The following is a 24195-nucleotide window of genomic DNA, read 5'->3' as shown; positions in this document are numbered from 1 at the left end:
CTAGAACAAGTTTCACTTCGGGGCAAGGTGCGCGGCGCAGTCGCCGAGTGCGGTGCCCTGGTCGGTGCCGTAGCGGTGGCCGTGGCCCGCGGGGGCGTCGAGGGCGCCGAGCAGGTCGGCTCCGGTCTGCAGGAAGGACAGGACCGGCTGCCACTCGGGGACCGGGGCGTCCGGGCGGGTGGCGGTGAGATCGGGGCGGTGCCAGAGCAATCGGGGTGACCAGTGCACGACCGGGTCGGAGCGGTTGGCCAGGACGGTGGCGCCCGCGCGGTGCACCGCGCCCGCGGGCGGGCCCGCCCAGAGCACCGCGCAGGTGCGGCGCCGCTGGTCGGCGTCGTCGGCGAAGACGGCGCTGCCGCCCCAGGCGCCGAGGCTCTGGCCGTAGACGTAGAGCCGCGGCGGGTCGGGGAGCGCGGTCAGCTCGCGCTCCAGCGCGGTGAAGAGGGCGCGCGCGGATTCCGCCGCCCGCTCCCGGCCGGTGACGAAGGTGACCCAGCTCGGTGCGGCGGAGTACTGCAGGGCGACGACCGCGACATCGCCGGCGAAGCGGCTCTCCATGCCCTGCGCGGCCCCGGCGTCCAGCCAGCCGGAGCCGGTCGGGACGGCGAGCACCAGGTGGCGGCGGGCGAGGCCGCCGGTGCGCCGCAGTTCGCGCAGCGCGAGGGTGACCCGGTCGTCCAGGGTGCGGGCGGAGTCGAGGCCGATGTAGACGCGGACGGCGTCGGCGCTGCCGTCGGCGACGAAGCGGCGGCCCTGGGTACCGAGGGAGTCCCACGCGACGGTCGAGTGCGCGGAGCCCGAGCGGGTGTAGGGGAGCGGTGAATTCGGGCTCGCCACGGCCTGCGCGCCGGGCGGCAGCGGGACCAGGACGGCGGTCGCGACGCCGAGCGCCAGCGCGCCGACCGCGGCGCGCCGCGGGGCCAGGCGCACGCCGCGCACGAGCAGCGCCGGCGCGGTGAGCAGCGCGGTGCTGAACAGCGCCCACAGCGCCCAGTGCGCCGGGGTGATCAGGGGCGCGGCCATGGCGGCGCGCAGCGTGTTCTGCCACAGCCACGCCGCCGCGCAGCCGACGAGCACCGCGCACCCCGTGAGCGCGAGGACCGCGCCGCGATCGGCGACCTCCGACGGGTCGCCGGAGGTGCGGTCGCGGTTCGGGACCGCCCGTGCGGCGCCGAGCGCGAGCGCGACGAGCAGGGCGGTGAGGACGGCCTGGGTGAGCGGGCCGCGGGGCAGCAGGCCGGGGGCCAGCGAGGCCACGACGGCGAACCCCGTTGCGAGCGTGGTGGTCACGCGGGGCAGCGGGTCGGCGCGCTCGGGGAGCGCGACGGCGACAACCCGCGGGGTGCAGTCGACGATCACGACCGTGCCCCCGTACCGTGCTTCTTCCCGCGGCGGGAGAAGCGCAGCGCCACCGCGCCGGAGGCGAGCACCCCGGCCCCGGCGAGCATGCCCGCGTTGTTCCCCTCCGGGTCGGGCACCGTCACCTCCTCGACCACCGGGGCCCCGAAGTCCTGCCTGCGCGAGTTGGCCCTGACGAAGCCACTCGCCACGTCGGCCATGAAGTGGCAGCGGGTGCGGGAGAACTCGTCCGGGCGGACGTCGCAGGCCCGGTGCATGTGGGCGGTGAGCGCGGCGTCCAGGTCGCGGCGCGCCCACGGGCCGAGCGGGGCGCCCCGCTGGTCGGCGAAGCGCAGCAGGTCGTAGCCGAGATCGTGGCCCTTGCATGGCAGTTCGAACTCGGTGGGCAGCGTGACGGGGGAGGAGCAGTCGCCGTCCGGGCGCACGACGAGGCCGTCGAGCAGGGCGGGGCGGTAGCCGAAGTGCTCGGAAAACCCCTGCGGCACGGCGATGTCGAGCTCGTCGGCGCTCAGCGCGAGCACAGCGGCGGCCGTGTCGGTGTCCTCGGCGGGCACCGGCGCGCTGGCCGCCGATTCGCCCGCGGTGAGCGTCAGGGCGGGCGCGACGACGAGGGCGAGCACCGCCCCGGTCGCGGTGACCGCCGCGAGCCGGCGATGCGGGGTGCTGCGCTTCCATCTGCTCATGCCGGTCGACGCTAGGGACGCCGGGCCGGTCGCAACCTCCCGCTCGGGTCGCTTCCCGCGCCGGTTCCGGCGGGGGAGTGGATCGGGGGGCCCGTACCCGGGTAGGGGGGTCGCGTCATCCACCGGAGTGAGGACAGTCCCCACCGGAGTTCCTACTGTCGAGGTCATGAGGGAAATCAGGGTAACCGCGCGGCGGAGCGCGGCGTGAAACGGCGGATGCGGGGTATCCCCGCGAAGTTGTGGGTCGACGCCTGCACCGCGGTCGTCGTCGTCGCCTTCTACTCCGTGGCCTGGCCGACGCTGCACGTCACGCACGTGGTCACGCCGCCGGTGCAGCCGTTCCTGGCCGCGCTCGCCGCCTTCCCGATCCTGCTGGTGCGGGTGAATCCGGCGCTGGGCTGGGCGGTCTCGGCGGGCTCCGCGCTGCTCATCGCGGCGGCGGTGCCGCACCAGCCGGGCAGCGACCTGCCGTTCCAGGTGGTGCAGCTGATCTGCCTGATCGTGCTGCTCTTCGCGGTCGGGCTGCGCGCGCCGATGCCGCTGGTCGGGGTGGCATGGCTGGCGACCTCGCTGCTGGTCGGCGCCACCATGCCCGGCCCGGGGGCGGAGTTGGGCTGGCCGCTCGGGTTCGGCGCGCTCGTCCTCTTCGCGCTGCTCATCCGCTGGCTGGTGCTCTCCCGGCGGCAGCTCTCCGCCTTCGAGGAGGAGAACGAGCTGGAGCGGGCGCGGCGAGCCATCCTGGAGGAGAAGGCCAGGATCGCCCGCGACCTGCACGACGTGGTCGCGCACCACATGTCGCTGGTCGTGGTGCAGGCACAGACCGCGCCGTACCGGGTCGACGGGGTGAGCGCGGGGGCGCGCGCCGAGTTCGAGTCCATCGGCGCCACCGCGCGCGAGGCGCTGAACGAGATCCGCGGCATGCTCGGCGTGCTGCGCAGCGACGGCCAGCTGCCCGAGCACGCGCCGCAGCCGACCGCCGCCGACCTGCCCGCCCTGCTCGACGCCACCCGGCGGGCAGGCGTCCCGCTCACCTGGACGGTGCAGGGCGAGCTGAGCGGGGTGCCGGAGACGGTCGGGCTCGCGCTCTACCGGATCGTGCAGGAGTCGCTGTCGAACGCCTCCAGGCACGCGGCCGGGGCCGATGTGCGGGTGGACGTGGTGTGCGGCACCGAACTCGCGGTGTGGATCGGCAACGGGCCGGGAACGCCGGGCCCCACCGGGAACGGCGGGCACGGAGTCGCCGGGATGCACGCCCGCGCGGTCGCCGTCGGCGGCGAGCTGGTGGCGGGGGCACGCCCCGGCGGCGGGTACGACGTGCGGGCGCGGCTTCCGCTCGCCGCCGGGATGACGGTGGCGCCGCAGCCGGCGACGCTCGGCAAGCGGTGAGGCGGCACCCCCGGAAACGGGGGCGGGCACCCCGGGGCAATTAGGGTGGGCGGGTGGCAATAACGGTGCTGATCGCCGACGACCAAGCGATGGTGCGGCAGGGGTTCGGCGCCCTGCTCGCGGCCCAGCCGGACATCAGCGTGGTCGGCGACGCGGCGGACGGGAGGGCCGCGGTGGCCGAGGCCGCCCGGCTGCGCCCGGACGTGGTCCTGATGGATGTCCGCATGCCGGAGATGAACGGCCTCGACGCCGCCCGCGCGATCCTGGCCGCCGGGTTCGACCCGCCGGTCCGGGTGCTGATGCTGACCACCTTCGACATCGACGACTACGTCTACGAGGCGCTCGGCATCGGCGCCAGCGGCTTCCTGCTCAAGGACGCGCCCGCCGAGGAGCTGGTGCGTGCGGTCCGGGTGGTCGCCGAGGGGCAGGCGCTGCTCGCCCCGACCGTCACCCGCAGGCTGATCGCCGACGTCACCCGCCGCCGGGCCGGCCGGGTCAAGCCCGCGCCGCACCTGAAGCAGCTCACCCCGCGCGAGCGCGAGGTGCTGGAACTGGTCGCCCGCGGCATGTCGAACACCGAGATCGCGGAGACGCTCTTCGTGGCCGAGCAGACGGTGAAAACCCATGTCTCGAAGATCTTCTCGAAACTGAACCTGCGCGACCGGGCGCAGGCCGTCGTGCTCGCCTACGAATCGGGGCTGGTCACCCCGGGGTGAGCGCTCAGTGCGGGCAGCCGCCGCTCGGCAGCGTCCCGATGTGCCTGGCCAGTAGCTGGGCCAGGGTGTCGAGCAGCGCGGTGCCGTCCTCGTAGCTGCCGGAGTCGGCGCGCGCCGCCATCGCGACCGCGACCCGGCCGGTGACGGTGCCGACCGTGCCGAACTGGCGCACGGTGTACTCGCCGGTGTCGTCGTCCGGACCCCAGCCGCCCTTGAACTGGGCGGTCGAGAAGCGGCCGAGCCCCCAGGACTGGTCGGGGGTGACCGACCCCATCAGCGCCGTCACCATCTCGCTGCCGGAGAGGCAGGGCAGCTCGGCGGCGAATGTGGCCTGATCGGTCAGGCTCCACTCGGTGCTGCCGTAGGAGGAGCCGTCCAGTTCGGGGTGCGTGACGGCGTTGCCGGTGCCGGAGTGCCCGGCCTCGTCGAGCACCTCCTGCACCGCGGCGCCCGCCTCGGCGTCGTCGCCGAGCTGCTGCCACAGCTCCCACGCGGCGTCGTTGTCGGAGACCGTAATCGCGGCCTCGGCCGCCTCGTAGGCGGCCTCCGAGTCCCGGCGCAGCGCGGCCAGCGCCAGCGGGACCTTGATGGTGGACCAGGCGACACCCGAGGTCCAGTCGCCGAGCACCGTCATCCGGCCGCCGCCGACCGGGAGCACCGCGAGCCCGACCTGGCCGGGGAGCTCCTCGTCCAGCCGGTTGAAGTCCGCCACCAGCGCGTTCGGGCGATAGGTGACTCTGGCCCGCCAGTCCGCGGCGCCGGTCTGGGTGGCCACGGTGACGGGCGAGGAATCGGTTCTGCCGGAGAGCAGCGCGCACGAGGAGCTCACCAGGACGACGGTCACCATCAGGGTCCGGATCGACCACCCGGCCCCGCGCCGTAGCCGTCCGGGGCCACCGGCCCGCCACTTCGACCTCACCACGCGCGTCCTCCCCACCACCAACTGCCACCCGCGTAGTGCGTTCGATCTCCGGCGGTGCACGACAAGCCATTCGACAACTCGCGGGGCACGCCCCGCGGAATCAGTTTCACCGATTTTCCCTCGAAACCGAAACTCCGTGGTGGTGAGGGCTGCGGGTAGGCTCTCAGCCTGGGTGTCACCGGAAGGGGGCGTGTTGCTGGAGCGCGGTGAGGTGTTCGCGGGATTCAGCGTGGAGCGGCTGCTCGGCGCGGGCGGCATGGGCTCGGTGTACCTGGCCCGGCAGCCGAGGATGGACCGGCTGATCGCGCTCAAGCTGCTGAATCGCGAGCTGTTCACGCACACCGAGGTCAGGGCGCGTTTCGAGCGCGAGGCCGACCTGGTGGCGCAGCTGGACCACCCCTCGATCGTCGCGGTGTACGACCGCGGCACCGAGGACGGGCAGCTCTGGATCTCCATGCAGTATGTGGACGGGATCGACGCGGGCGCCGTCGACGTCACCGAGCTGCCGCCGGAGCGCGCGGTGCAGATCATCGAGGGCGTCGCTGCGGCGCTCGACTACGCGCACAGCATGGGCATCCTGCACCGGGACGTGAAGCCGGGGAACATCATGCTGGCCCGCTCGCAGGGCGGGCAGGGCGAGCGGGTCTTCCTCACCGACTTCGGGATCGCCCGGCTGCGCGAGGACTCCACGCACCTCACCCAGGACGGGATGTTCACCGCCACCCTCGCCTACGCCTCGCCGGAGCAGATGACCGGCAATCCGCTCGACCACCGCACCGACCAGTACTCCCTCGCCTGCGCGCTGTACTGGCTGCTGCTCGGGATCGGGCCGTTCGACTCGCCGAACCCGGCGGACATCATCCACGGGCACCTCAACCTGGTTCCCGCGCCGATCGCGCCGCGGCGGCCCGGGATCGCGCCCGCCATGGACCTGGTGATCGCCAAGGCGATGGCGAAGCATCCGGCGCACCGGTACGGGAGTTGCGGGGAGTTCGCCGCCGCGGCGCGGGCGGCGTTGAACGCGCCCGCGAGCGGTGGTCTCGCCGCGGTCGCGCCCGTCGGCGCGCCGGGATCGGTTCCGCCGGGCGCACCGAGCGCGGCTCCGGGCGCTCCGATACCGCCCAACGCCCCCGGGCCGGTACCCGCGGTCCATCCACCCAACGCCCCCGGTGTGGGAGCGGTGCCGCCCGGACAACCTCCGCCGAACCCGCCCGGCGTGCCGCAAGGTGCTTCCCCGCAATGCGGACCTCCGCCGGCCGGACCTCCGCAAGGCGGTCCGCAGGCCGGACCTCCGCAGGCCGGACCTCCGCGGAACGGGAACGGCGGCGCACTGCCGCCCGGACCCGGCCACGGGATGACGCCCGGCCCGCGCCCACCGCGGCGGCGGGGCGGGGGCCGCCGGATCATCGGCACCCTGCTCCTCGGCTGGCTGGTGGTCGTCGTCGTGGCACTGCTGGTGCTGGTCGGCATCCTGTTCGTGGTCCTGCGCACCGACGGCGACGAGGGCTCGTCGACCACGCAGGGCCGCGCGATCGCCCCGACCCCGGCACAGACGACGCAGACGACGCAGACGGCGACGGCGGAGGCCGACCCGCTCGCGGTGAGCCGCCGCGCCTTCCCGCGGCTGGTCCCGGCGGGCAGGGACGCGGACGGCACCGGGTACCTCGGCGCCCGCTGTGTCCTGGTCACCCCGGACGAGGACCGGATCCGCTTCGAGGAGCTCGCGCTGAGCGTCGGCACCTGGACCCGCGCCTGGCGCTGCGACCGCGACGGCACCGACCCCGGCTCGCTGAGCTACGTGGTGCTGCAGTTCCCCGCCCCGGCCGCGGCCCGCGCCGTGATCGACTCGCTGCCCGCGCACACCAGGTCCGTCGAGCGCAAGGAGGGCGCCCCGGTGACGCTGCACCGCTGGCTCCGCCCCGACCCGGCCGGCCCCTTCACCCAGCCGAAGAGCACCGCGCGGCTGATCGTGAGCTTCGGCGACGATCCGCAGCGCGCGGCCTTCCTGATCTCCGTCGCCAACCACGGCGAGGCGAGCGGCACCGGCCCGGATCCCTCCGCGCAGGCCGTCGTCGACGACTGGTGGGAGGAGGCACCGCTGTAGCGGTCAGTCGACCGCCAGCGCCTCCACCACCGGCATCCGGGCCGCGCGCAGCGCGGGCGGAATCGCCCCGAGCATGGCCAGCCCGAGCGCGATGGCCCCGTACAGCACCGTGATCGCGCCGGGCCGGTAGACGATGTCGATGGTCATGGCGTGCCCCATGGCCAGCGTGGCCAGATACTGCACCGCCGCCCCGACCGCGAGCCCGAGCACGGCCCCGACCAGCCCGATCCCGGCCGCCTCGGCCAGCACCGAGCGCAGCAGGAAGCGGCGCCCGGTGCCGATGGCCCGCAGCACCCCCAGCTCCCTGCGCCGCTCCAGCACCGAGAGCATGAGCGTGTTGAGCAGCGCCACCGTCGAGACCAGCACGACGATCCACAGGATCATGGTGCTCAGCGCCGATCCCTGGCGCATGCTCGACGAGATCGCCTCCACCGAGTCGTCCCCCGAGGTCACGTACAGCTCGGGCGGGATCGCGCGTTGGAGTTCGGCGCGCACCGCGGCGGGGTCGGCGCCGGGCGCGAGGTCGACGGCGAGGATGGTCTCGCCGGGGCGCTGGTACCAGTCGCGCATGTGGTCGAGGTCGAGCATGACCACGCCGGAGATGGCGGAGAAGTACGGGATCACCTCGAGCACCGTCACGGTGCGGGTGCCGCTCGGCGTCGGCAGGCTGATCCGGTCGCCCTCGCCGACGCCGAGCGTGCGGGCGATGTCGCGCGAGATCACCACGCCGTCGCCGGTGGCGAGCCCGGGCAGCACGTCGGGGCGCACCGCGCGCCAGTTCGGCGAGCCGGGGTCGGTGGCCGCGTACCCCTGCAGCATGATCCGGCCGGTGCCGAGCGTGGCGAAGGCCATCTGCGCCGGGCGCACGCCCGCCACGCCGGGCAGCCGTGCCACCTCGTCGCGCACCGTTGGCGGCAGCAGCGGGCCGGTGGGGAACTGCTCCAGTGAGGCCGGACTGACGTAGAAGTCGTTCTCCGCGAGCTGGTCGAAGGTCGTCGTCGCGGAGTCGACCATATTGGTGCCCGCGCCGCCGACCGCGACCGTGGCCGCGACGCCGATCAGCACCGTCATGGCGGTGGCCCAGACCCGGCGCGGCGCCCGCTCCAGCGTGGTCGCGCCGAGCGTGCCCGGCGCGCCGAAGAGCCCGGCGACCGCCGCGGTGGCCCGGACGATCGGCCGGGTCGCGGCGAAGGCGAGCAGCACCGAGGCGGTGAACGAGAGCGAGACCGCCGCCAGCGAGTACCGCCCGAGGTCGGTGGTGGCGACCACGATCGCGACCGCGACCAGCGCGGCGCCGAGCGCCCCCGCCGCGATCCGCAGCCCCCGCGAATCCGCCTCGGTGGTCCCGGCGTCGAGCGGCACCAGCGCCTCCACCGGGGCCACCCGGTAGACCTGCCGCGCCGCCACCGCCGCCGCGACCACCGCGGCGATGACGCAGGCCGCGACGGCGAGCGGTATCGCGTACCAGGGCACCAGGTACTCGGTGCGCGCCTCGACCGACTCCAGGATGGCGGCGGGCAGCGCGTCGATCGCGCCGCGCCCGATCAGGGTTCCGAGCACGGCACCGAGCGCGCCGCCGATCAGGCCGATCACCGCCGCCTCGGCGAGCAGGTCGCGGACCATCGGGCCGCGCGCCGCGCCCATGGCGCGCAGCAGCGAGAGCGTGGGCCTGCGCTGCGCCACCGCCATGCTCATGGCGTTGTAGATGAGGAAGGCGGAGACGATGAGCGCCGCCGCCGATGACATGAGCGTGGAGTAGCGCACGATCTGGATGGCGCCGCTGGCCTGCACGGTGCGCAGCCCCGGATCGGCGACCACCGCGCGGCCGCCGACCGCGGCGGTGAGCGCCGTGCGCACCGCTGCCGGGTCGGCGCCGGGGGCGAGCACCACCTGGATCGAGTCGAGCCTGCCCGGCCGGTCGGTGACCAGCTGTGCCAGCGGGAGCGGGGCGACGACCAGGTGGCCGCCGTTGAGCTTGGCGGAGGTGTCGTCGTCGAGGACGCCCGCGACGGTGACCTCGCCGAGGCCGAGCGGGAAGGTGTCGCCCTCGGCGTGCCCGGTGGCGGCGCCGACCAGGACGCCGCGCGGCACCGTGAGCAGTTTGCCCGCCTGGCCCGCCATCGGCGCGGTGAGCGCGCTGTCCAGCGCGCCGATGCTCGCGTCCGCGCCGATCAGCAGCTGCCGGTTCGCGCCGGTGCCGACCTGGGTGCGCAGCATCGGGACGGCGTGCGCCACCCCGGGCGTCGCGGCGATGGCGGGCAGCAGCGACTGCTCGAAACCGGCGTCGGTCACGCCGGTGACCTCCAGTTCGGCGGCGCCGGCCAGGCTCCTGGTGAGCGCGTCGACCGATCCGGTGACCGAGCCGGAGATGCTCAGCACCGCTACCAGCAGCGCCGCCGACACCGCCATGACGATCAGGGAGAGCGCGGTCCGCCCGCGATGCGCGAGCAGCTCCCCCAGATTGAACAACCGCAGCCGATCCCACCCGGCGCTCATGCTGCGCCGTCCCGGCATGCGCGCGGCCCTCCGTGGCTACGCTCAGAGCTTGACGCGCTCATGCCGTGATCGCCCCGGCTCGCTCGTCGGACCCGATCCGCCCGTCGCGCAACGTGATCGCGCGGTCACACGCGGCCACCGCGCTCCGGTCGTGGGTCACCATGACGACGGCGTTCCCGTTCCCGGCGATCTCGCCGAGCAGCTCCAGGATGGCGGCACCGGTGCGGGAGTCGAGGTTGCCGGTCGGCTCGTCGGCGAGGATCAGCGGCGGCTCCATGACCAGCGCCCGCGCCACCGCGACCCGCTGCATCTGCCCGCCGGAGAGCTCGGCGGGCCGGTGCTCGGCGCGGTCCGCCAGCCCGACCCGGTCCAGCAGCTCCAGCGCGCGGGGCTTGGCCCGGCGTAACCCGGTGCCGTCCAGCAGCTTCGGGATGGCGACGTTCTCCCAGGCGGTCAGCGTGGGCAGCAGGTTGAAGAACTGGAAGACGAAACCCACCTGGCTGCGCCGGAACTCGGCCTGTTTCTCCTCGTCCAGCGCGCCGATCTCGGTGCCCCGGAACCTGATCGATCCGGTATCGGGGCGGTCCAGCGCGCCGAGCAGGTGCAGCAGCGTGCTCTTGCCGGAACCCGACGGCCCGACGATCGCGGTGAATTCACCGCTCCGCAGCTGTAGGTCGATACCGTCCAGGGCACGCACCACCTGATCACCGACCCGGTAGTGCCTGCCGACTCCGCTCAACTCCAGCATGGCCGGTTGCGTCATCGCGTACTCCCTCGCTCGGGGCGATTCCCCGCGTGTTGCCCGCTCCCCTCCGATCGAAGCATCACCGGCGCCGGGCGGGCGGCGGATCGGTCGGATGAGTCCCCCTGATCGGTGCGGTGCCGTTCCCACGGTACGGCGCGCGGCGCCCGCCCGTCCTCGTGCCAAGGGACGTTTTCACCGCTCCGCCCACGGGTGGAGGCGGCTCCGGCCCCGGCACGATGTGCGCGCCGTCACCCCGGCGGTAACCTGGGCGGATGGGAGTGCCCGAGCCGGTGCGGCGGAGTGCCGCGGTGCGCGACCGGCTGCCCGCGCTGCGCGACCGCACGGTCGCCGCGATCCGGGCCAGGCTGGACAACCCGCCGGTCGACTACCCGCCCTCGGTGATCCTGCTCGCCGACGCGGCCATGCTCTCCATCGCGATCGCCGCCGGATTCCAGCGGCACGCCTACCTGCCGACGATGCTCCCGGTGATCGCCGTCGGGTTGCTGCTCGGCGCGCTCGCGCTGTTCACCTTCACCGCCGTCGAGCCGAACCCGGCCACGCTCGGGCTGCCCGCGCTGGCCGCCACCGCGGCGCTGCTCGTGCAGCCGGTCGACGGCGATTTCGCGCCGTTCATCCTGGTGGTCGCGGTGGGCGAGATCGCCGCCGTCACCCCGAAGCGGGTGAGCGTGCCGAGCGCGCTGGTGGCGCTGGCGCTGCTGATCGGCTTCGACCTGGCCGGGCACCTGGGCTGGGCCGGGATCGGCACCGGGCTGGCCGGGCTGCCGATGTACTGCGTCGGCGTCCTGCTCGGCTGGATGTGCGGCGAGATGCTGCGCAACCAGCGCCGCTTCCTCTACCAGGAGCGGGCCTACCAGGCCATTCGCAGTGCGCAGGCGGCGGATGAGGAGCGCCGCCGGATCGCCCGCGAGGTGCACGACGTGATCGCGCACTCGCTGAGCATCACCCTGCTGCATCTGACCGCCGCCCGCCGCGCGCTGCAGACCGACGAGGACGTCACCGAGGCGACCGAGGCGCTGGTCGACGCCGAGCGCCTCGGCAGACAGGCGATGGCCGACATCCGGCGCACCGTCGGGCTGCTCGACACCCGCCCCGCCTCCCCGGCGCCGGAGCCCGGCGTCGGGGAGATCGCGGACCTGGTCGGCGATTTCGTCCGGGCCGGGCTCGACCTGAGCTTCCGCACCGAGGGCGACCCGGACGCCGTCTCCGCGGCGGCCGGGCTCGGGCTCTACCGGATCGGGCAGGAATCGCTCGCCAACGTCGCCAAGCACGCGCCCGGCGCCAGCGGCGCGGTGCGGCTCGCGGTCGGCGCCGGGCACGTCACGCTCACCGTGCGCAACTCGCTGCCGTCCGGCCGGGCGGGCGACCCCGCGGGCATGGGCGTCACCGGCATGCGCAGGCGCGCGGAGCTGCTCGGCGGCGAGCTCAGCGCGGGCGCGCGGGACGGGTACTGGACGGTCAGGGCCAGGGTGCCGCTGGCCGAGGCGCGCTCCGGCGGCTGCTGCCCGGTGCGCGGCGCCCTGGACAGCGGTATCGCCGACCGGGAGCGGCGATGACGGCGGCCGGGCCGGACGATCCGGTCACCGTGCTCGTCGTCGACGACCAGGAGCTGGTCCGCGGCGGGCTGCGCCGCATCCTGCGCCGCAGGGACGGCTTCGCGATCGCCGAGTGCGCCGACGGCGACGAGGTGCCCGCCGCGATCGCCGCCGCCCGCCCGGACGTGGTGCTCATGGACCTGCGGATGAAGCGGGTCGGCGGCATCGACGCCACCCGCGCGCTGCGGCACGACCCCGCCGCGCCGCCGGTGCTCGTGCTCACCACCTTCGATGACGACGAGCTGCTCTCCGGCGCGCTGCGCGCGGGCGCGGCCGGGTTCCTGCTCAAGGACTCGCCCGCCGAGGACCTGATCCGGGCGGTGCGCACGGTCGCCGCCGGCGGCTCCTGGCTGGATCCGTCGGTCACCGACCGGGTGCTCGCCGGGTACCGGCGGGTCCGGCCCGCGGTGGACCGCGACGCCGGGCGGCTGGCCGAGCTCACCGCCCGCGAGTACGAGGTGCTCCAGCTGATCGGCCGCGGCCTGGCCAACGGCGAGATCGCGCGGGCGCTCGGGATCGGCCAGGTCACGGTGAAAAGTCATGTGGGACACATCTTCGGCAAGCTCGCCCTGCGCGACCGCGCGGCCGCTATCGTCTTCGCGTTTGACCACGGGGTGGTTTCCCCAGGAGAATCCACAGGTTGACGCGCGGCGCGTCTGGAACCGGACGGTGAGGGAAGGACGGGGTGGAGACCGACGGCGTGGCACACGGAACACGGACGGGCACCCGCTTCGGGCCGTACGAACTGCGGTCGGTGCTCGGCCGCGGCGGTATGGGCGAGGTGTACGAGGCCTTCGACACCGTCAAGAACCGCACGGTCGCGGTCAAGCTGCTCACCGAGGAGCTCGCGCGCGACCCGGTCTACCAGGTCCGCTTCCGCCGGGAGTCGCAGGCGGCGGCGCGGCTCGCCGACCCGCACGTCGTCCCGATCCACGACTGGGGCGTCATCGACGGGACGCTCTTCCTCGACATGCGGCTGATCGCCGGGGTCGACCTGCGCGCCGTGCTGGCCCGCGACGGCGTGCTGGCGCCGGAGCGCGCGGTCGGCGTCGTCGAGCAGATCGCCGCCGCGCTGGACGCCGCGCACACCGCGGGGCTGGTGCACCGGGACGTCAAGCCCTCCGACATCCTGCTCACCGCCACCGACTTCGCCTACCTCACCGACTTCGGCATCGCCGACACCGAGGGCGACGCCGCCGTCACCATGGTCGGGGTCGGGCTGGATTCCTACGCCTACACCGCGCCGGAGCGCTTCGACTCCGGGCCGGTCACCGCCGCCGTCGACACCTACGCGCTGACCTGCGTGCTGTACGAGTGCCTGACCGGGGTGCCGCCGTACCCGGCGAGCTCACTGAACGTGCTCATCCGCGCGCACCTCACCGAGCCCCCGCCGCGGCCGAGCCTGCGGCGCGCCGGTGTGCCCGCCGGGCTGGACGAGGTCATCGCGCGCGGGCTGGCCAAGCGGCCGGGGGAGCGGTACGCGGGCGCGCTCGACCTGGCCCGCGCCGCACGCGCCGCCGTCGGCGGCGCCGCCGGATCGGTGCGCCCGGCCGCCGCGGCCCCGCAGTCCTGGTTCGAGACCGGCGCCGCCGAAGCGCCGCCCGAGCCCGCCGCCGCACCGGGGTTCGCCGCCGCACCGGAGTTCTCCGCCGCACCGCAGCCCGCCGCTGCACCGCAGCACGCCGCCGCACCGGAGTTCGCCGCCTTCGGCGAGCCGGAGCCCGAGCCAACCGCGCTCCGTGGCAACGGCACCGTGAACCCGTTCGCCACGCCCGCCGCCGGCCTCGGCGCCGGCGGGCCCGCCGCTGCCGGAGCACCCGGCTTCGGCTCCGCCGCGGTCTCCGCGCAGTCTCCCGGCACCCCCTTCGGCGGCGCCGGCGCCCCGGACGACGCCGCACCGACCCCCGCCGCGCTCCGCGGCCCCGGCACCGGCCCCGCGCCGGCTCAGCCGCACCTTTCGAGTACCGGAGGACATCCGATCACCCCGCCCGGCCCACGCCCCTACCCCGGTGGCCCCGGCCGCCCGCCGACCGGCGGCCACCCCATCCAGCCGCAGCCGACCCCACCGGACGCCGCCGCGGACCCGGCCGCGCCCAGGCCCGTTCCGGCGGGCACCCCCGTGCCGAACCCGGCCACCGGCGCCACGCTCGTGGTCCGGGTGCCCGACCACCTGCTCCCGGAATCCGAGCGCAAGGCCGACGCCACCGGCGAGCACAAGGTGGTGCGGCCGAGCGGCGCCACCGAGGTGCGCCTCGGCGAGGTGCAGTTCTCGCTCCCGCCGGAGCCGGAGCCCGCGCCGGAGCCCCCGCCGGGCAGCGGCCAGATGCGCGCCTTCCCGGACGCGCACCTGTACGCGGGCGGCCAGCAGTACCTGCCGCCGGAGAGCTACCAGCCCCCGGACGCGACGGCGAACGAGACCACCCAGTACATCCCGCCGGTCACCGGCGCCGCCCCGGAGACCCGCCGCTACCCCGCCGAGCCGCCACGGCAGGCCGCCGAGACGAGCCGCTACGCCGCCGAGTCGCCACGGCAGGCCGCAGAGACGAGCCGCTACGCCGCTGAGCCGCCGCTCGGGCAGCCCGGACCGCTGGCCGCAGAGACGACGCGCTACGCCGCTGAGCCGCCCCAACCGGCGGCCGAGACCACCCGCTACATCCCGGAGCAGGCGTACTCCGCGGTGGAGCCGGCCGTCGACCCGGCCGGCTACGACCGCGACAACCCGCGGACCGAGTACCTCGGCCCCGCCGGGTACCCCGAGCCCGGCTACGACGACGGCTACGCCGACCGCGACGGCTACCCCGAGCAGGGCTACGGCGAGCAGGGCTACCCCGAGCAGGGGTACGGCGACCCGAACTACGGCGACCCGAACTACGACGACGACCGCTACGGCTCCTACGACCCGTACGGCCCGCAGGACCCCGACGGCTACGCCGACGACGGGTACTACGAGGAGGAGCCGAAGCCGAGGTCGCGCGCCCGCGCGGCGCTCGGGCCGGTGCTCGCCACCGTCGTCGTGCTGCTCGCGATCGCGGTCGTCGGCACCATCGGCTGGCAGCGCTTCGCCGGCGGCGACAGCGCGGTTCCGTCGGCGGCGGGCCCGAACGCCACCGCCGTCGCCCCGACCGCCGGGCTCACCGGCGCCGCCGCCCCCACCGGCCCGGCCACCACCACCAGGCCGGACCCGACCACCACCACCGCACCGACGAGCAGCACGACGACCGGGAGCAGCACCACCTCGGCCTCGCGCACCTCGACCACCTCCGCGACCACCAGCGCGGGCGCGGTCAGCCTGCCCGCGGGCGCCTCGCCGTGCGAGCAGGGCTCGGCGAGCACGCCGTACTCCCGGACCGCGACCGGGAGCGGCGCCACCAGCTGCGGCTTCGCCGAGGCGGTGCAGGAGGCGTACAGCGCGGCGGGCGGCACCCCGCAGTCGGTGGAGGCGATCAGCCCGGTCACCGGCCGCCGCTACACGATGACCTGCACCCCGGATGGCAAGGTGGTCACCTGCACCGGCGGCGACAACGCCGTGGTCTACGTGTACTGACCGGGGATTTCACCCGATTCGGGCGAGGCGGCGGCACCGGCGCCGCGCTTAGCCTCGTGCGCGGGCGCGCCACCGGAGCGCGTCCGCGGACGAAAGGACGCTCCCGTGGCCGGAAACCGGGTGGACAGCTCCCGCGCCGCACGAAGTCGGCCCGGCCCGATCGCCGCGGGGTAGGGGCGCCGCCGTGTCCCCGGACGGGGCGGCGGGGTGGTCGATCCCGCGCGGGCTGATCGTCCTGCTCGCCGGCGCGGGCGCCGTCGTCGTCGTGGTCGGCATGCGGGCCTTCGCCGGCGTGCTCGGCCCGGTCTTCCTCGCGCTCATGCTCACCGTCGCGGTGCAGCCGGTGCAGGGCTGGGTGCGCAGCCGCGGCGGCCCCGGCTGGCTCGGGCTGCTCGCCGCGCTCGGCGCCGTCGTCGTCGTGCTGGTCGCGCTGGTCGCCGCGCTGCTCTTCTCGGCGGCGCAGCTCGCCTCCGAGCTGCCGCGCTACGCCGACGAGCTGACCGCCCTGCTCGACACCGCGCGCGAGCAGCTGGCGAACGCGGGCATCTCGCAGGACCGGATCCACGCCGCGCTCAGCGAGATCGATGTCGGCACCGTCGTCGCCACGCTGGACGGCGTGCTCGGCGGGCTGCTCGGCGTGCTCACGAACCTGGTGTTCGTGCTCGCGCTGCTGATGTTCATGGCCTTCGACGGCATGAGCATCGGCTCGCGCATGGCGGTGGTCACCCGGATGCGCCCCGACATCGCCGCCGCCTTCGCCACCTTCGTGCACGGCACCCGCTCCTACCTGGTGGTCTCGACCGTCTTCGGCTTCGTGGTCGCGGTCTTCGACGGCACGGCGCTGTGGCTGCTCGGGGTGCCGCTTCCGGTGCTCTGGGCGCTGGTCTCCTTCGTCACCAACTACATCCCGAACATCGGCTTCGTCATCGGCGTGATCCCGCCCGCCGCGCTGGCGCTGCTGGAGGGCGGCCCCTCCCTCATGCTCTGGGTGCTCGTCGTCTACTCGGTGATCAACTTCGTGATCCAGTCGATCATCCAGCCCAAGTTCGTCGGCGACGCGGTGGGGCTGAGCGTCACCGTCACCTTCCTCTCGCTGGTGTTCTGGGGGTGGGTGCTCGGCGCGCTCGGCGCGCTGCTCGCGGTGCCGCTCACCCTGCTCGCCAAGGCGCTGCTGCTCGACATCGATCCCTCCACCCGCTGGGTGGACGTGCTCATCGGCAGCAGCGGCCGCGCGGCGGATTCACCCGAAACGGATGAGGCGCCCGGCCCGGCCGCGGCGGGAGGGTGAGGGCGCGTCCACCAACGGAAGGGGTCGAGGATGACGCACACGACCGAAACGCACATCGAGCAGGACCACACACTCCGGCAGGGCCTGGCGGCGGGCACCTCCATCGGCGCCTCGATCCTGCTGCTCACCGTCGGCGCGCTCTCGCTGCTGGAGGGCATCTCGGCGGTGCTCGACGACGAGCTGTTCGTCGCGGGCCCGGAGTACGTCTACGCCTTCGACCTGACGACCTGGGGCTGGATCCACATCGTGCTCGGCGTGCTGCTCGTGCTCGCCGGACTCGGGCTGGTCACCGGGGCGGGCTGGGCGCGGGTGACGGCGATCATGATCGCGGCGGTCTCCATCGTCGGCAACTTCCTCTGGCTGCCCTACTACCCGTGGTGGTCGATCCTGATCATCGCGCTGAACGCGGTGGTGATCTGGGGCGTGGCCACCTGGCGGCCGCTGCGCGATTGACGTCGGGCGATCCGCGAGCACACCCCGGAAGGTAGGCCCGGCCGCCGATCGATGCGGCGCGCCGGGCGCGGACACAGTACGTTGTGCGGAAGTTTCGCAACGAGAATGTGTCGAGGAATGTCTGCTGATCGATCCGGCCGTGTCCGCGCGGTCATCGGCTGCGCCGTGCTCGCGGCGGCCACCCTGCTCACCTCGTGTGCGACCGGTACGAACGTCTCCGGGACCGACGAGACCACCATCACCGAGGCCGCGGCCCGCACCGAGCAGCACGACCTGTCGTACGCGCTGCCCGGCACCCTCGCCGCCGACTTCGCCGAGCTCCAGGCGAGCACCCGCGGCACGATCGGGCTCGCGGCGATGCCGGTCGGCGGCACCTCGGCGCTGAGCTTCGGCACCTGGAGTACCGGCCCGGCCTGGTCGACCATCAAGGTCCCGCTGGTGCTGGCCGCGCAGCGCAAGGTGCCGGGCACCAACACCTACGCCGCCACCGCCGCGATCACCGAATCGGACAACACCGCGGCCGACGCGCTCTGGCAGTCGCTCGGATCGGGGCAGGAGGCGGCCACCGCCGTCGAGGCGGTGCTGCGCGAGGGCGGCGACACCACCACGACGGTGCCCGCCACCCGCCCCCGCGCCGAGCACTCGGCCTTCGGCCAGGCCGAGTGGAGCCTGGCCGACCAGGTGAGGTTCGCCGCGAAGCTGCCCTGTCTGAGCGGCTCCGCCGGCGTCACCTCGCTGATGGCCGAGATCGTGCCCGCGCACCGGTGGGGGATGGGCAGCATCGCAGGCGCCGACTTCAAGGGCGGCTGGGGCCCCGACCCGTCCGGCGACTACCTGGTGCGGCAGTTCGGCCTGCTCGACGGGCCGTCCGGGCAGGTCGCGGTGGCCGTCGCCGCCAAGCCGGACTCCGGCGCCTTCAGCGACGGCATGCAAACGCTGAACCGGATGGCGACGGTGCTCGCGGCGCACCTGAGGGAGCTGCCGAGCGGCAAGTGCGGGCGCTGATTCCCGTTACCCAGGGTTCACGGGGGCGGAGCGGCACCGGATGGCGCTGCGGGGCAAGATGAACGCCATGCGCATCGGAGTCTTGACCGGAGGCGGGGACTGTCCGGGACTGAATGCCGTGATCCGAGCCGTCGTTCGCACCGCGAACGGCCGCTACGGGGACGCGGTGGTCGGCTTCCAGGACGGCTGGCGCGGGCTATTGGAGGACCGCAAGATCGTCATCCAGAACGACGACCGCACCGATCGGCTGCTCACCAAGGGCGGCACCATCCTCGGCACCGCCCGCACCAACCCGGACGTGCTGCTCGCCGGGCTCGGCCAGATCAAGCGGACGCTGGACGACAACGGCATCGAGGCCCTCATCCCGATCGGCGGCGAGGGCACCCTGACCGCCGCCAGCTGGCTCGCCGACGAGGGCGTCCCCGTGGTCGGCGTGCCCAAGACCATCGACAACGACATCGACTGCACCGACGTCACCTTCGGCCACGACACCGCGCTCTCCATCGCCACCGAGGCCATCGACCGGCTGCACACCACCGCGGAATCGCACCAGCGCGTCATGCTGGTCGAGGTCATGGGCAGGCACGCGGGCTGGATCGCGATCAACGCGGGCATGGCGGCGGGCGCGCACCTCACCCTCGTCCCGGAGGAGCCGTTCGACGTGGCCGAGGTCTGCGCCATGATCAAGCGCCGCTTCCAGCGCGGCGACAAGCACTTCATCTGCGTGGTCGCCGAGGGCTCGCACCCGGCCGAGGACTCCGGCTTCGCGCTGCGCGAGGGCGGCATCGACGAGTTCGGGCACGAGCGCTTCACCGGCGTCGCGCAGCAGCTCGGCGTCGAGATCGAGCGGCGCATCGGCAAGGAGGTGCGCACCACCGTGCTCGGCCACGTGCAGCGCGGCGGCAGCCCGACCCCGTACGACCGGGTGCTCGCCACCCGGTTCGGCCTGCATGCCGCCGAGGCGGTGCACGCGGGCCGTTTCGGCCAGATGGTGGCGCTGCGCGGCACCGCCATCGACCTGGTGCCGCTGGCCGAGGCGACCAAGCAGCTCAAGCGGGTTCCGGCCGATCGCTACCGCGAGGCCGAGGCCTTCTTCGGCTGAGCGCGCAGGGGGCTTGGCGGACCGGGGGCTGCGCGCCGCGGCGGGGACCATTAGCCTGTCCGCCATGGTCGATCTGCGTGTGGACGAACTACCGGAGGCGGCCGCGGCGGTGCTGCGCCGCCGGGCCAGGGCCGACGGCCGCTCGCCGGAGCAGCACGTCCGCCAGGAACTGCTGACGCTGGCGCGCCGCCGGGTGCCGATCGACGGCGTGGTCGAGTTCCGCGCCGAGCGCGGCGTTCCGGAGCCGAGCCTCGCCGAGCCGGACGCCGTCGCGCTGTGGAGCCACTACGACCTGCCCACCGAGGCGGTCGCGGTCTTCGCCCGCAGGGCCGATGCCGCCGGGCTCCCGCTCGGCGAGTACGTCCGGCAGGAGTTGATCGGCGTGGCCAGGCGCAGCACCGTCGCCGACGCGCTGCTCGAGTTCGCCGAGGTGCAGGAGCGGGATCCGTCGCTGCGGATGGACATGGACGCCATCGCCGGGTCCATCGCGTACGTGCGCGGAATGTAGAGCCGGGCTCGGACTCGAGTTCCGCGCCGCCCCGGAACGGGTATGACTGGAACCATGCGCGATCGACGGCTGCTCCCGATAGTCCTGCTCGCGATCCTCGCCCTCGTCGCCGGGTGCTCCGGCGACAGCGCGCCCGCGGACCCTGTCGCGGGGGAGTGGCACGGCTCGATCGAGGTGCCGGGGCAGCCGCTGCCCATCGGGGTCACCTTCGCCGACGGCGGAGCCACCATCGACATCCCGGCGCAGGGCGTCCAGGACGGGCCGCTCACCGAGGTCACCACCGATCCCGAGAAGGTCCGGTTCGCGCTTCAGGACATCCCGGGCGACCCGGTCTTCCAGGGCCGCTATGCCGACGACCGGATCACCGGTGACTTCACCCAGGCCGGGCAGAGCTTCCCGCTGAGCCTGGAGCGCGGCGCGCTGCCGCCGCCCGCCCGGCCGCAGGAGCCGAAGCCGCCCTTCCCGTACCGCTCCGAGGACGTCAGCTACACCAGCGGCGACATCACCGTCGCGGGCACCCTCACGCTGCCCGATGGCACCGGCCCGTTCCCCGCCGTGCAGCTCGTCACCGGCAGCGGCCCGCAGAACCGCGACGAAGAGCTGATGGGCCACAAGGTCTTCCTGCTCGTCGCCGACACCCTGACCCGCGCCGGGTACGCCGTGCTGCGCACCGACGACCGCGGCGTCGGCGGCACCGGCGGCGACCTGAACACGGCCACCTACGACGTGCTCGCCGGCGACATCGCCGCGGGCACCACCTTCCTGCGCGGCCGCTCCGAGATCGATCAGGGCCGGATCGGGCTCTTCGGGCACAGCGAGGGCGGCTACCTCGCGCCGCTGGCCGCCGCGAAGCAGGGCGAGCAGATCGACTTCCTCGTCCTCATGGCCGGGCCCTCGGTGCCGGGCCGGGACGTGCTGATCGAGCAGAACGGGCTGCTGCTCACCGCGGCGGGCGCCACCCCCGAGGAGGCGCGGGCGCAGCAGGAGTACGTCGCCGAGTGGTCGGCGCTGCTCGTCGCCGGTGACACCGCGGCGGCGCGGGCCGCCACCGAGCGGCAGGAGGCGGGGCTGCCGCCGGAGCAGCGCAGCACCCCGGCCGCGCTGGACGCCCAGGAGGCGCCGGTCATGCGCTCCTTCCTCGCCTACGACCCGGCGCCCGCGCTGCGCGCCGTCCGGGTGCCGACGCTCGCCGTCTTCGGCGGCAAGGACCTGCAGGTGCCGCCCGCGCAGAGCGAGCAGCCCATGCGCGACCTGCTGGCCGGTGCCCCCGACCCGACCGTGCACACCTTCCCCGGGCTGAACCACCTGCTGCAGCCGGCGGGCACCGGCTCGCCCTCGGAGTACGCGGCCATCGAGACCACGATCGACCCGGCCGCGCTCGCGTATATGACCGACTGGCTGACCACCCGGATTCCGCCGCGCTGAGCCTTATTTAGACTGGGCGCATGAGCGCACCCACGGTCGATCTGCTGGACTACGCCGACGTCCTCTCCCGGTTCGAGCCGGTGCTCGGCATGGAGGTCCACGTCGAGTTGTCCACCGCGACCAAGATGTTCTGCGGCTGCCCCACCGAATTCGGCGCCGAGCCGAATACCCAGGTGTGCCCGGTGTGCCTCGGGCTGCCCGGCGCGCTTCCGGTGGTGAACCAGCAGGCGGTCGAGTCCGCCATCCGGATCGGGCTCGCGCTGAACTGCACGATCACGCCGTGGGGCCGGTTCGCCAGGAAGAACTACTTCTACCCGGACCAGCCGAAGAACTACCAGATCAGCCAGTACGACGAGCCGATCGCGCAGAACGGCTACCTGGACGTGGTGCTCGACGACGGCAGCACCTTCCGGGTCGACATCGAGCGCGCGCACATGGAGGAGGACACCGGCAAGTCGCTGCACGTCGGCGGCGCGACCGGGCGCATCCACGGCGCCAGCCACTCGCTGCTCGACTACAACCGGGCCGGGGTGCCGCTCATCGAGATCGTCACCAAGCCGATCACCGGGGCGGGGGAGCGCGCCCCCGAGGTGGCCCGCGCCTACGTCACCGCGCTGCGTACCCTGCTGAAGTCGCTGGACGTCTCCGATGTCCGGATGGACCAGGGCTCGCTGCGCTGCGACGCCAACGTCTCGCTCATGCCGATCGGCGCCGACGTCTTCGGCACCCGCACCGAGACCAAGAACGTGAACTCGCTGCGCAGCGTCGAGGTCGCCGTCCGCTACGAGATGCGCAGGCAGGCCGCCGTGCTCACCGGCGGCGGCGAGATCGTGCAGGAGACCAGGCACTTCCTCGAGGCCGATGGCTCCACCTCGCCCGGCCGCCGCAAGGAGACCGCCGAGGACTACCGCTACTTCCCGGAGCCGGACCTGGAGCCGATCGCGCCGGACCCCGCGTGGGTCGAGCGGCTGCGCGGCACCATCCCGGAGTACCCGTGGCTGCGCCGGGCCCGCATCCAGTCCGACTGGGGGCTCTCCGACGAGGTCATGCGCGACCTGGTGAACGCGGGCGCGCTCGACCTCATCATCGCCACCGTCGACGCGGGTGCCTCGGCCAACGAGGCGCGCTCCTGGTGGGTCGCCTACCTCACCGAGAAGGCCAAGGAGCGCGGGGTCGCGCTCGACGAGCTGCCCATCACCCCGGCCCAGGTCGCCGCCGTGATCGGGCTGGTCGAGGCCAAGACGGTGAACAACAAGGTCGCCAAGCAGGTCGTCGACCTGGTCCTCGACGGCGAGGGCGAGCCCGCCGCCATCGTCGAGGCGAAGGGGCTCGGCATGGTCAGCGACGAGAGCGCGCTGCAGGCCGAGGTGGCGAAGGCGCTCGCCGCCAACCCCGACATCGCCGACAAGATCCGCTCCGGCAAGGTGCAGGCGGCGGGCAAGATCGTCGGCGACGTCATGAAGGCGACGCGCGGCCAGGCCGACGCCGCCCGAGTCCGCGAACTCGTCCTCGCCGCCTGCGCCTGAACCGGGTGGCCCAGGCGGGCACCCGCGGGTCGGGCCGCCCGGGTGGGCACCGGCGGGTCGGGCCGCCCGGCCCGGCGTCCCCGCCGACAGGCGGAACCGGGGGTCCGGGGGCTTGCCCCCGGGAAAACCCCCCTTTCCGGACGCTAGTCCGGACCACCTCCACCACCGGCGGGCGGCGGAATCCGCACGACCCGGTCGTCATTGGGCCCCGGCTGCCCACCGTCCTTGTTGATGGTCCCGACCCACACGGCACCGTCCGGCCCCGGCGTCGCCCCGTTGAGCCGCCCGTACTTGTCCTGCGCGAAGAGCGTCGGCGCCGTCGTCACCGCCCGCGTCGCCGGATCCGCCGTCACCAGCGCCAGCGCCCTGGCATTGCCGAGCGCGACCGCCACCCCGTCGGCGGTGGTCGCGCAGCCGGCGACGCCGGGGCGATCCGGCCAGGTCCAGGCGGTGATCGCGGTGTTGTCCGGCCCGAGCCGCTGCAACCGGTCCTCGGTGGCGGTGCGGTCGGTGATCCACACCCCGTCCACCGCGTCCCGGCACACGTCGCCCGCGGTGCCGATCCCGGAGAGCAGCGTCTCGGGCCGCACCCCGCCACCGGAGCGCGGGTTCGTGATGCTCAGCAGCTTGCCCGCCAGCGTGCCGGGCGCCTGCGCGGCGCCGGGATTCCCGGCGTCGCCGGTGAGCACGAGCAACTTCTCCGGCGTCACGAACTCCAGCGCGCCGTGGTTGCCGGTGGCCCCCTTCGGGATCCCGGTGAGGATCTCCTTGGGCGGTCCGCCCGCCGCGATCCGCACCACCCGGTTGTCCGACCCGGTGGTGACGTAGGCGTAGATCAGCCCGTCCTCCCGGTAGGTGGGCGAGAGCGCGAGGTCGTTGAGCCCGCCGTCGCCGGAGCCGTCCACGTCGATCCTGGCGATCTCGACCGGGGGCTGCTCCGGAACCACCTTGAGGATGCGCCCGGTGCGCCGCTCCGCCACCAGCGCGCCGTCGCCGACGGCGACCAGCCCCGCGGTGGGGTCCAGGCAGGTCGCGACGACCGCCGGATCCGGGTCGATGCACGGCCCGGTCGGCCGCGGCGTCGAGGACGGCGGCTGCTTCTCGCTCGGCCCGATCTCGGCGCCGCCGAAGGTCGGCTCCGGGGTGAACGGGCTCGACGCGGAGTCGTCGAAGCGGGCGCAGCCGGCGAGCACGGTCGAGGCGAGCACCAGGCCGAGCGCCACCCGGCCGACGGCAACCACATTCATGGTTCAGACGTTACGGAAGAACTTCGCGGCACGCCGCTCCACCCCCGAACCGGACACACCGCGGGGAACCATT

19 protein-coding genes are annotated in these 24195 nt (G+C 74.3%); 13 read left to right on the top strand and 6 right to left on the bottom strand.

The features are described 5' to 3' along the window. Window positions 1–12 precede the first annotated feature (12 nt). A complete protein-coding gene (locus LTT61_RS32645) occupies window positions 13–1359 on the bottom strand; it encodes an alpha/beta-hydrolase family protein (RefSeq protein ID WP_269821873.1) in 1347 nt (448 codons plus the stop codon). After that, window positions 1356–2042, bottom strand: a complete 687-nt coding sequence (locus tag LTT61_RS11085) for a hypothetical protein (protein ID WP_233019849.1) — start codon at window positions 2040–2042, stop codon at window positions 1356–1358. The genes LTT61_RS32645 and LTT61_RS11085 overlap by 4 nt, the downstream gene beginning before the upstream one ends. A gap of 216 nt (window positions 2043–2258) precedes the next feature. On the opposite strand from LTT61_RS11085, the gene LTT61_RS11080 reads away from it, so the two are divergent. Both LTT61_RS11080 and LTT61_RS11075 read left to right on the top strand, forming a co-directional pair. Then, window positions 2259–3428, top strand: coding sequence for a sensor histidine kinase (locus tag LTT61_RS11080; protein WP_233019848.1), 1170 nt, complete (start codon window positions 2259–2261; stop codon window positions 3426–3428). Window positions 3429–3481: 53 nt separating this feature from the next. Continuing rightward, complete coding sequence (locus LTT61_RS11075) at window positions 3482–4144, top strand: response regulator (RefSeq protein ID WP_233019847.1); 663 nt, start codon at window positions 3482–3484, stop codon at window positions 4142–4144. Between the two features lie 4 nt (window positions 4145–4148). Here the strand turns inward: LTT61_RS11075 and LTT61_RS11070 are convergent, their stop codons facing one another. Further along, a complete protein-coding gene (locus tag LTT61_RS11070; protein WP_233019846.1) occupies window positions 4149–5066 on the bottom strand; it encodes a hypothetical protein in 918 nt (305 codons plus the stop codon). A 172-nt stretch (window positions 5067–5238) separates the two neighbouring features. On the opposite strand from LTT61_RS11070, the gene LTT61_RS11065 reads away from it, so the two are divergent. Then, window positions 5239–7170, top strand: a complete 1932-nt coding sequence (locus LTT61_RS11065) for a serine/threonine-protein kinase (protein ID WP_233019845.1) — start codon at window positions 5239–5241, stop codon at window positions 7168–7170. Window positions 7171–7173: 3 nt separating this feature from the next. Here LTT61_RS11065 and LTT61_RS11060 read toward each other — a convergent pair whose 3' ends face one another. Next, on the bottom strand, window positions 7174–9666 hold the full coding sequence (locus LTT61_RS11060) for an ABC transporter permease (protein WP_233019844.1): 2493 nt from the start codon (window positions 9664–9666) through the stop codon (window positions 7174–7176). A gap of 58 nt (window positions 9667–9724) precedes the next feature. After that, a complete protein-coding gene (locus LTT61_RS11055; RefSeq protein ID WP_233019843.1) occupies window positions 9725–10429 on the bottom strand; it encodes an ABC transporter ATP-binding protein in 705 nt (234 codons plus the stop codon). Window positions 10430–10683: 254 nt separating this feature from the next. Between LTT61_RS11055 and LTT61_RS11050 the strand changes: the two genes are divergently transcribed. From LTT61_RS11050 to gatB, 10 genes are all read left to right on the top strand, one after another. Then, window positions 10684–11985 (top strand): sensor histidine kinase, encoded by a 1302-nt coding sequence (locus tag LTT61_RS11050; RefSeq protein ID WP_233019842.1) that lies wholly within the window; start codon window positions 10684–10686, stop codon window positions 11983–11985. Beyond that, window positions 11982–12668 (top strand): response regulator, encoded by a 687-nt coding sequence (locus LTT61_RS11045; protein ID WP_233019841.1) that lies wholly within the window; start codon window positions 11982–11984, stop codon window positions 12666–12668. The genes LTT61_RS11050 and LTT61_RS11045 overlap by 4 nt, the downstream gene beginning before the upstream one ends. 56 nt (window positions 12669–12724) lie before the next feature. Beyond that, the gene (locus LTT61_RS32640; protein ID WP_269821872.1) at window positions 12725–15568 is read left to right on the top strand and encodes a protein kinase domain-containing protein; all 2844 of its coding nucleotides are present in this window, start codon (window positions 12725–12727) and stop codon (window positions 15566–15568) included. Between the two features lie 184 nt (window positions 15569–15752). Next, a complete protein-coding gene (locus tag LTT61_RS11035) occupies window positions 15753–16856 on the top strand; it encodes an AI-2E family transporter (RefSeq protein WP_233019840.1) in 1104 nt (367 codons plus the stop codon). Between the two features lie 30 nt (window positions 16857–16886). Beyond that, a complete protein-coding gene (locus tag LTT61_RS11030) occupies window positions 16887–17309 on the top strand; it encodes a DUF7144 family membrane protein (protein ID WP_233019839.1) in 423 nt (140 codons plus the stop codon). Window positions 17310–17426: 117 nt separating this feature from the next. Beyond that, complete coding sequence (locus tag LTT61_RS11025; RefSeq protein WP_233019838.1) at window positions 17427–18314, top strand: class A beta-lactamase-related serine hydrolase; 888 nt, start codon at window positions 17427–17429, stop codon at window positions 18312–18314. 67 nt (window positions 18315–18381) lie between these two features. After that, complete coding sequence (locus LTT61_RS11020; protein ID WP_233019837.1) at window positions 18382–19416, top strand: ATP-dependent 6-phosphofructokinase; 1035 nt, start codon at window positions 18382–18384, stop codon at window positions 19414–19416. 64 nt (window positions 19417–19480) lie between these two features. After that, entirely contained in the window at window positions 19481–19924 is a 444-nt protein-coding gene (locus LTT61_RS11015) for a hypothetical protein (protein WP_233019836.1), read from the top strand. A 54-nt stretch (window positions 19925–19978) separates the two neighbouring features. Continuing rightward, entirely contained in the window at window positions 19979–21349 is a 1371-nt protein-coding gene (locus LTT61_RS11010; protein WP_233019835.1) for an alpha/beta hydrolase family protein, read from the top strand. 20 nt (window positions 21350–21369) lie between these two features. Next, window positions 21370–22875 carry an Asp-tRNA(Asn)/Glu-tRNA(Gln) amidotransferase subunit GatB gene (gene gatB / locus LTT61_RS11005; protein WP_233019834.1) on the top strand — a complete coding sequence of 502 codons (1506 nt, stop codon included), beginning with the start codon at window positions 21370–21372 and terminating at the stop codon, window positions 22873–22875. A 143-nt stretch (window positions 22876–23018) separates the two neighbouring features. On the opposite strand, the gene LTT61_RS11000 is transcribed toward gatB, so the two are convergent. Next, a complete protein-coding gene (locus LTT61_RS11000; protein WP_233019833.1) occupies window positions 23019–24122 on the bottom strand; it encodes a PQQ-dependent sugar dehydrogenase in 1104 nt (367 codons plus the stop codon). Between the last annotated feature and the right edge of the window lie 73 nt (window positions 24123–24195).

It is taken from the genome of Nocardia asteroides, assembly GCF_021183625.1.
Lineage (GTDB): Bacteria > Actinomycetota > Actinomycetes > Mycobacteriales > Mycobacteriaceae > Nocardia > Nocardia asteroides_A.
Note: the sequence above shows the minus strand (reverse complement) of the source record. Positions and strands in the feature narration are given on the sequence as shown.

Bases quoted from the DNA above. Each gene is read 5' to 3' on its own strand.
- LTT61_RS11030 (WP_233019839.1), top strand. From the start codon at position 16,887: ATGACGCACACGACCGAAACGCACATCGAGCAGGACCACACACTCCGG.
- LTT61_RS11050 (WP_233019842.1), top strand. From the start codon at position 10,684: ATGGGAGTGCCCGAGCCGGTGCGGCGGAGTGCCGCGGTGCGCGACCGG.
- LTT61_RS11045 (WP_233019841.1), top strand. From the start codon at position 11,982: ATGACGGCGGCCGGGCCGGACGATCCGGTCACCGTGCTCGTCGTCGAC.
- LTT61_RS11080 (WP_233019848.1), top strand. From the start codon at position 2,259: ATGCGGGGTATCCCCGCGAAGTTGTGGGTCGACGCCTGCACCGCGGTC.
- LTT61_RS11010 (WP_233019835.1), top strand. From the start codon at position 19,979: ATGCGCGATCGACGGCTGCTCCCGATAGTCCTGCTCGCGATCCTCGCC.
- LTT61_RS11000 (WP_233019833.1), bottom strand. From the start codon at position 24,122: ATGAATGTGGTTGCCGTCGGCCGGGTGGCGCTCGGCCTGGTGCTCGCC.
- LTT61_RS11020 (WP_233019837.1), top strand. From the start codon at position 18,382: ATGCGCATCGGAGTCTTGACCGGAGGCGGGGACTGTCCGGGACTGAAT.
- gatB (WP_233019834.1), top strand. From the start codon at position 21,370: ATGAGCGCACCCACGGTCGATCTGCTGGACTACGCCGACGTCCTCTCC.
- LTT61_RS11060 (WP_233019844.1), bottom strand. From the start codon at position 9,666: ATGAGCGCCGGGTGGGATCGGCTGCGGTTGTTCAATCTGGGGGAGCTG.
- LTT61_RS11055 (WP_233019843.1), bottom strand. From the start codon at position 10,429: ATGACGCAACCGGCCATGCTGGAGTTGAGCGGAGTCGGCAGGCACTAC.
- LTT61_RS11025 (WP_233019838.1), top strand. From the start codon at position 17,427: ATGTCTGCTGATCGATCCGGCCGTGTCCGCGCGGTCATCGGCTGCGCC.
- LTT61_RS11015 (WP_233019836.1), top strand. From the start codon at position 19,481: ATGGTCGATCTGCGTGTGGACGAACTACCGGAGGCGGCCGCGGCGGTG.
- LTT61_RS11085 (WP_233019849.1), bottom strand. From the start codon at position 2,042: ATGAGCAGATGGAAGCGCAGCACCCCGCATCGCCGGCTCGCGGCGGTC.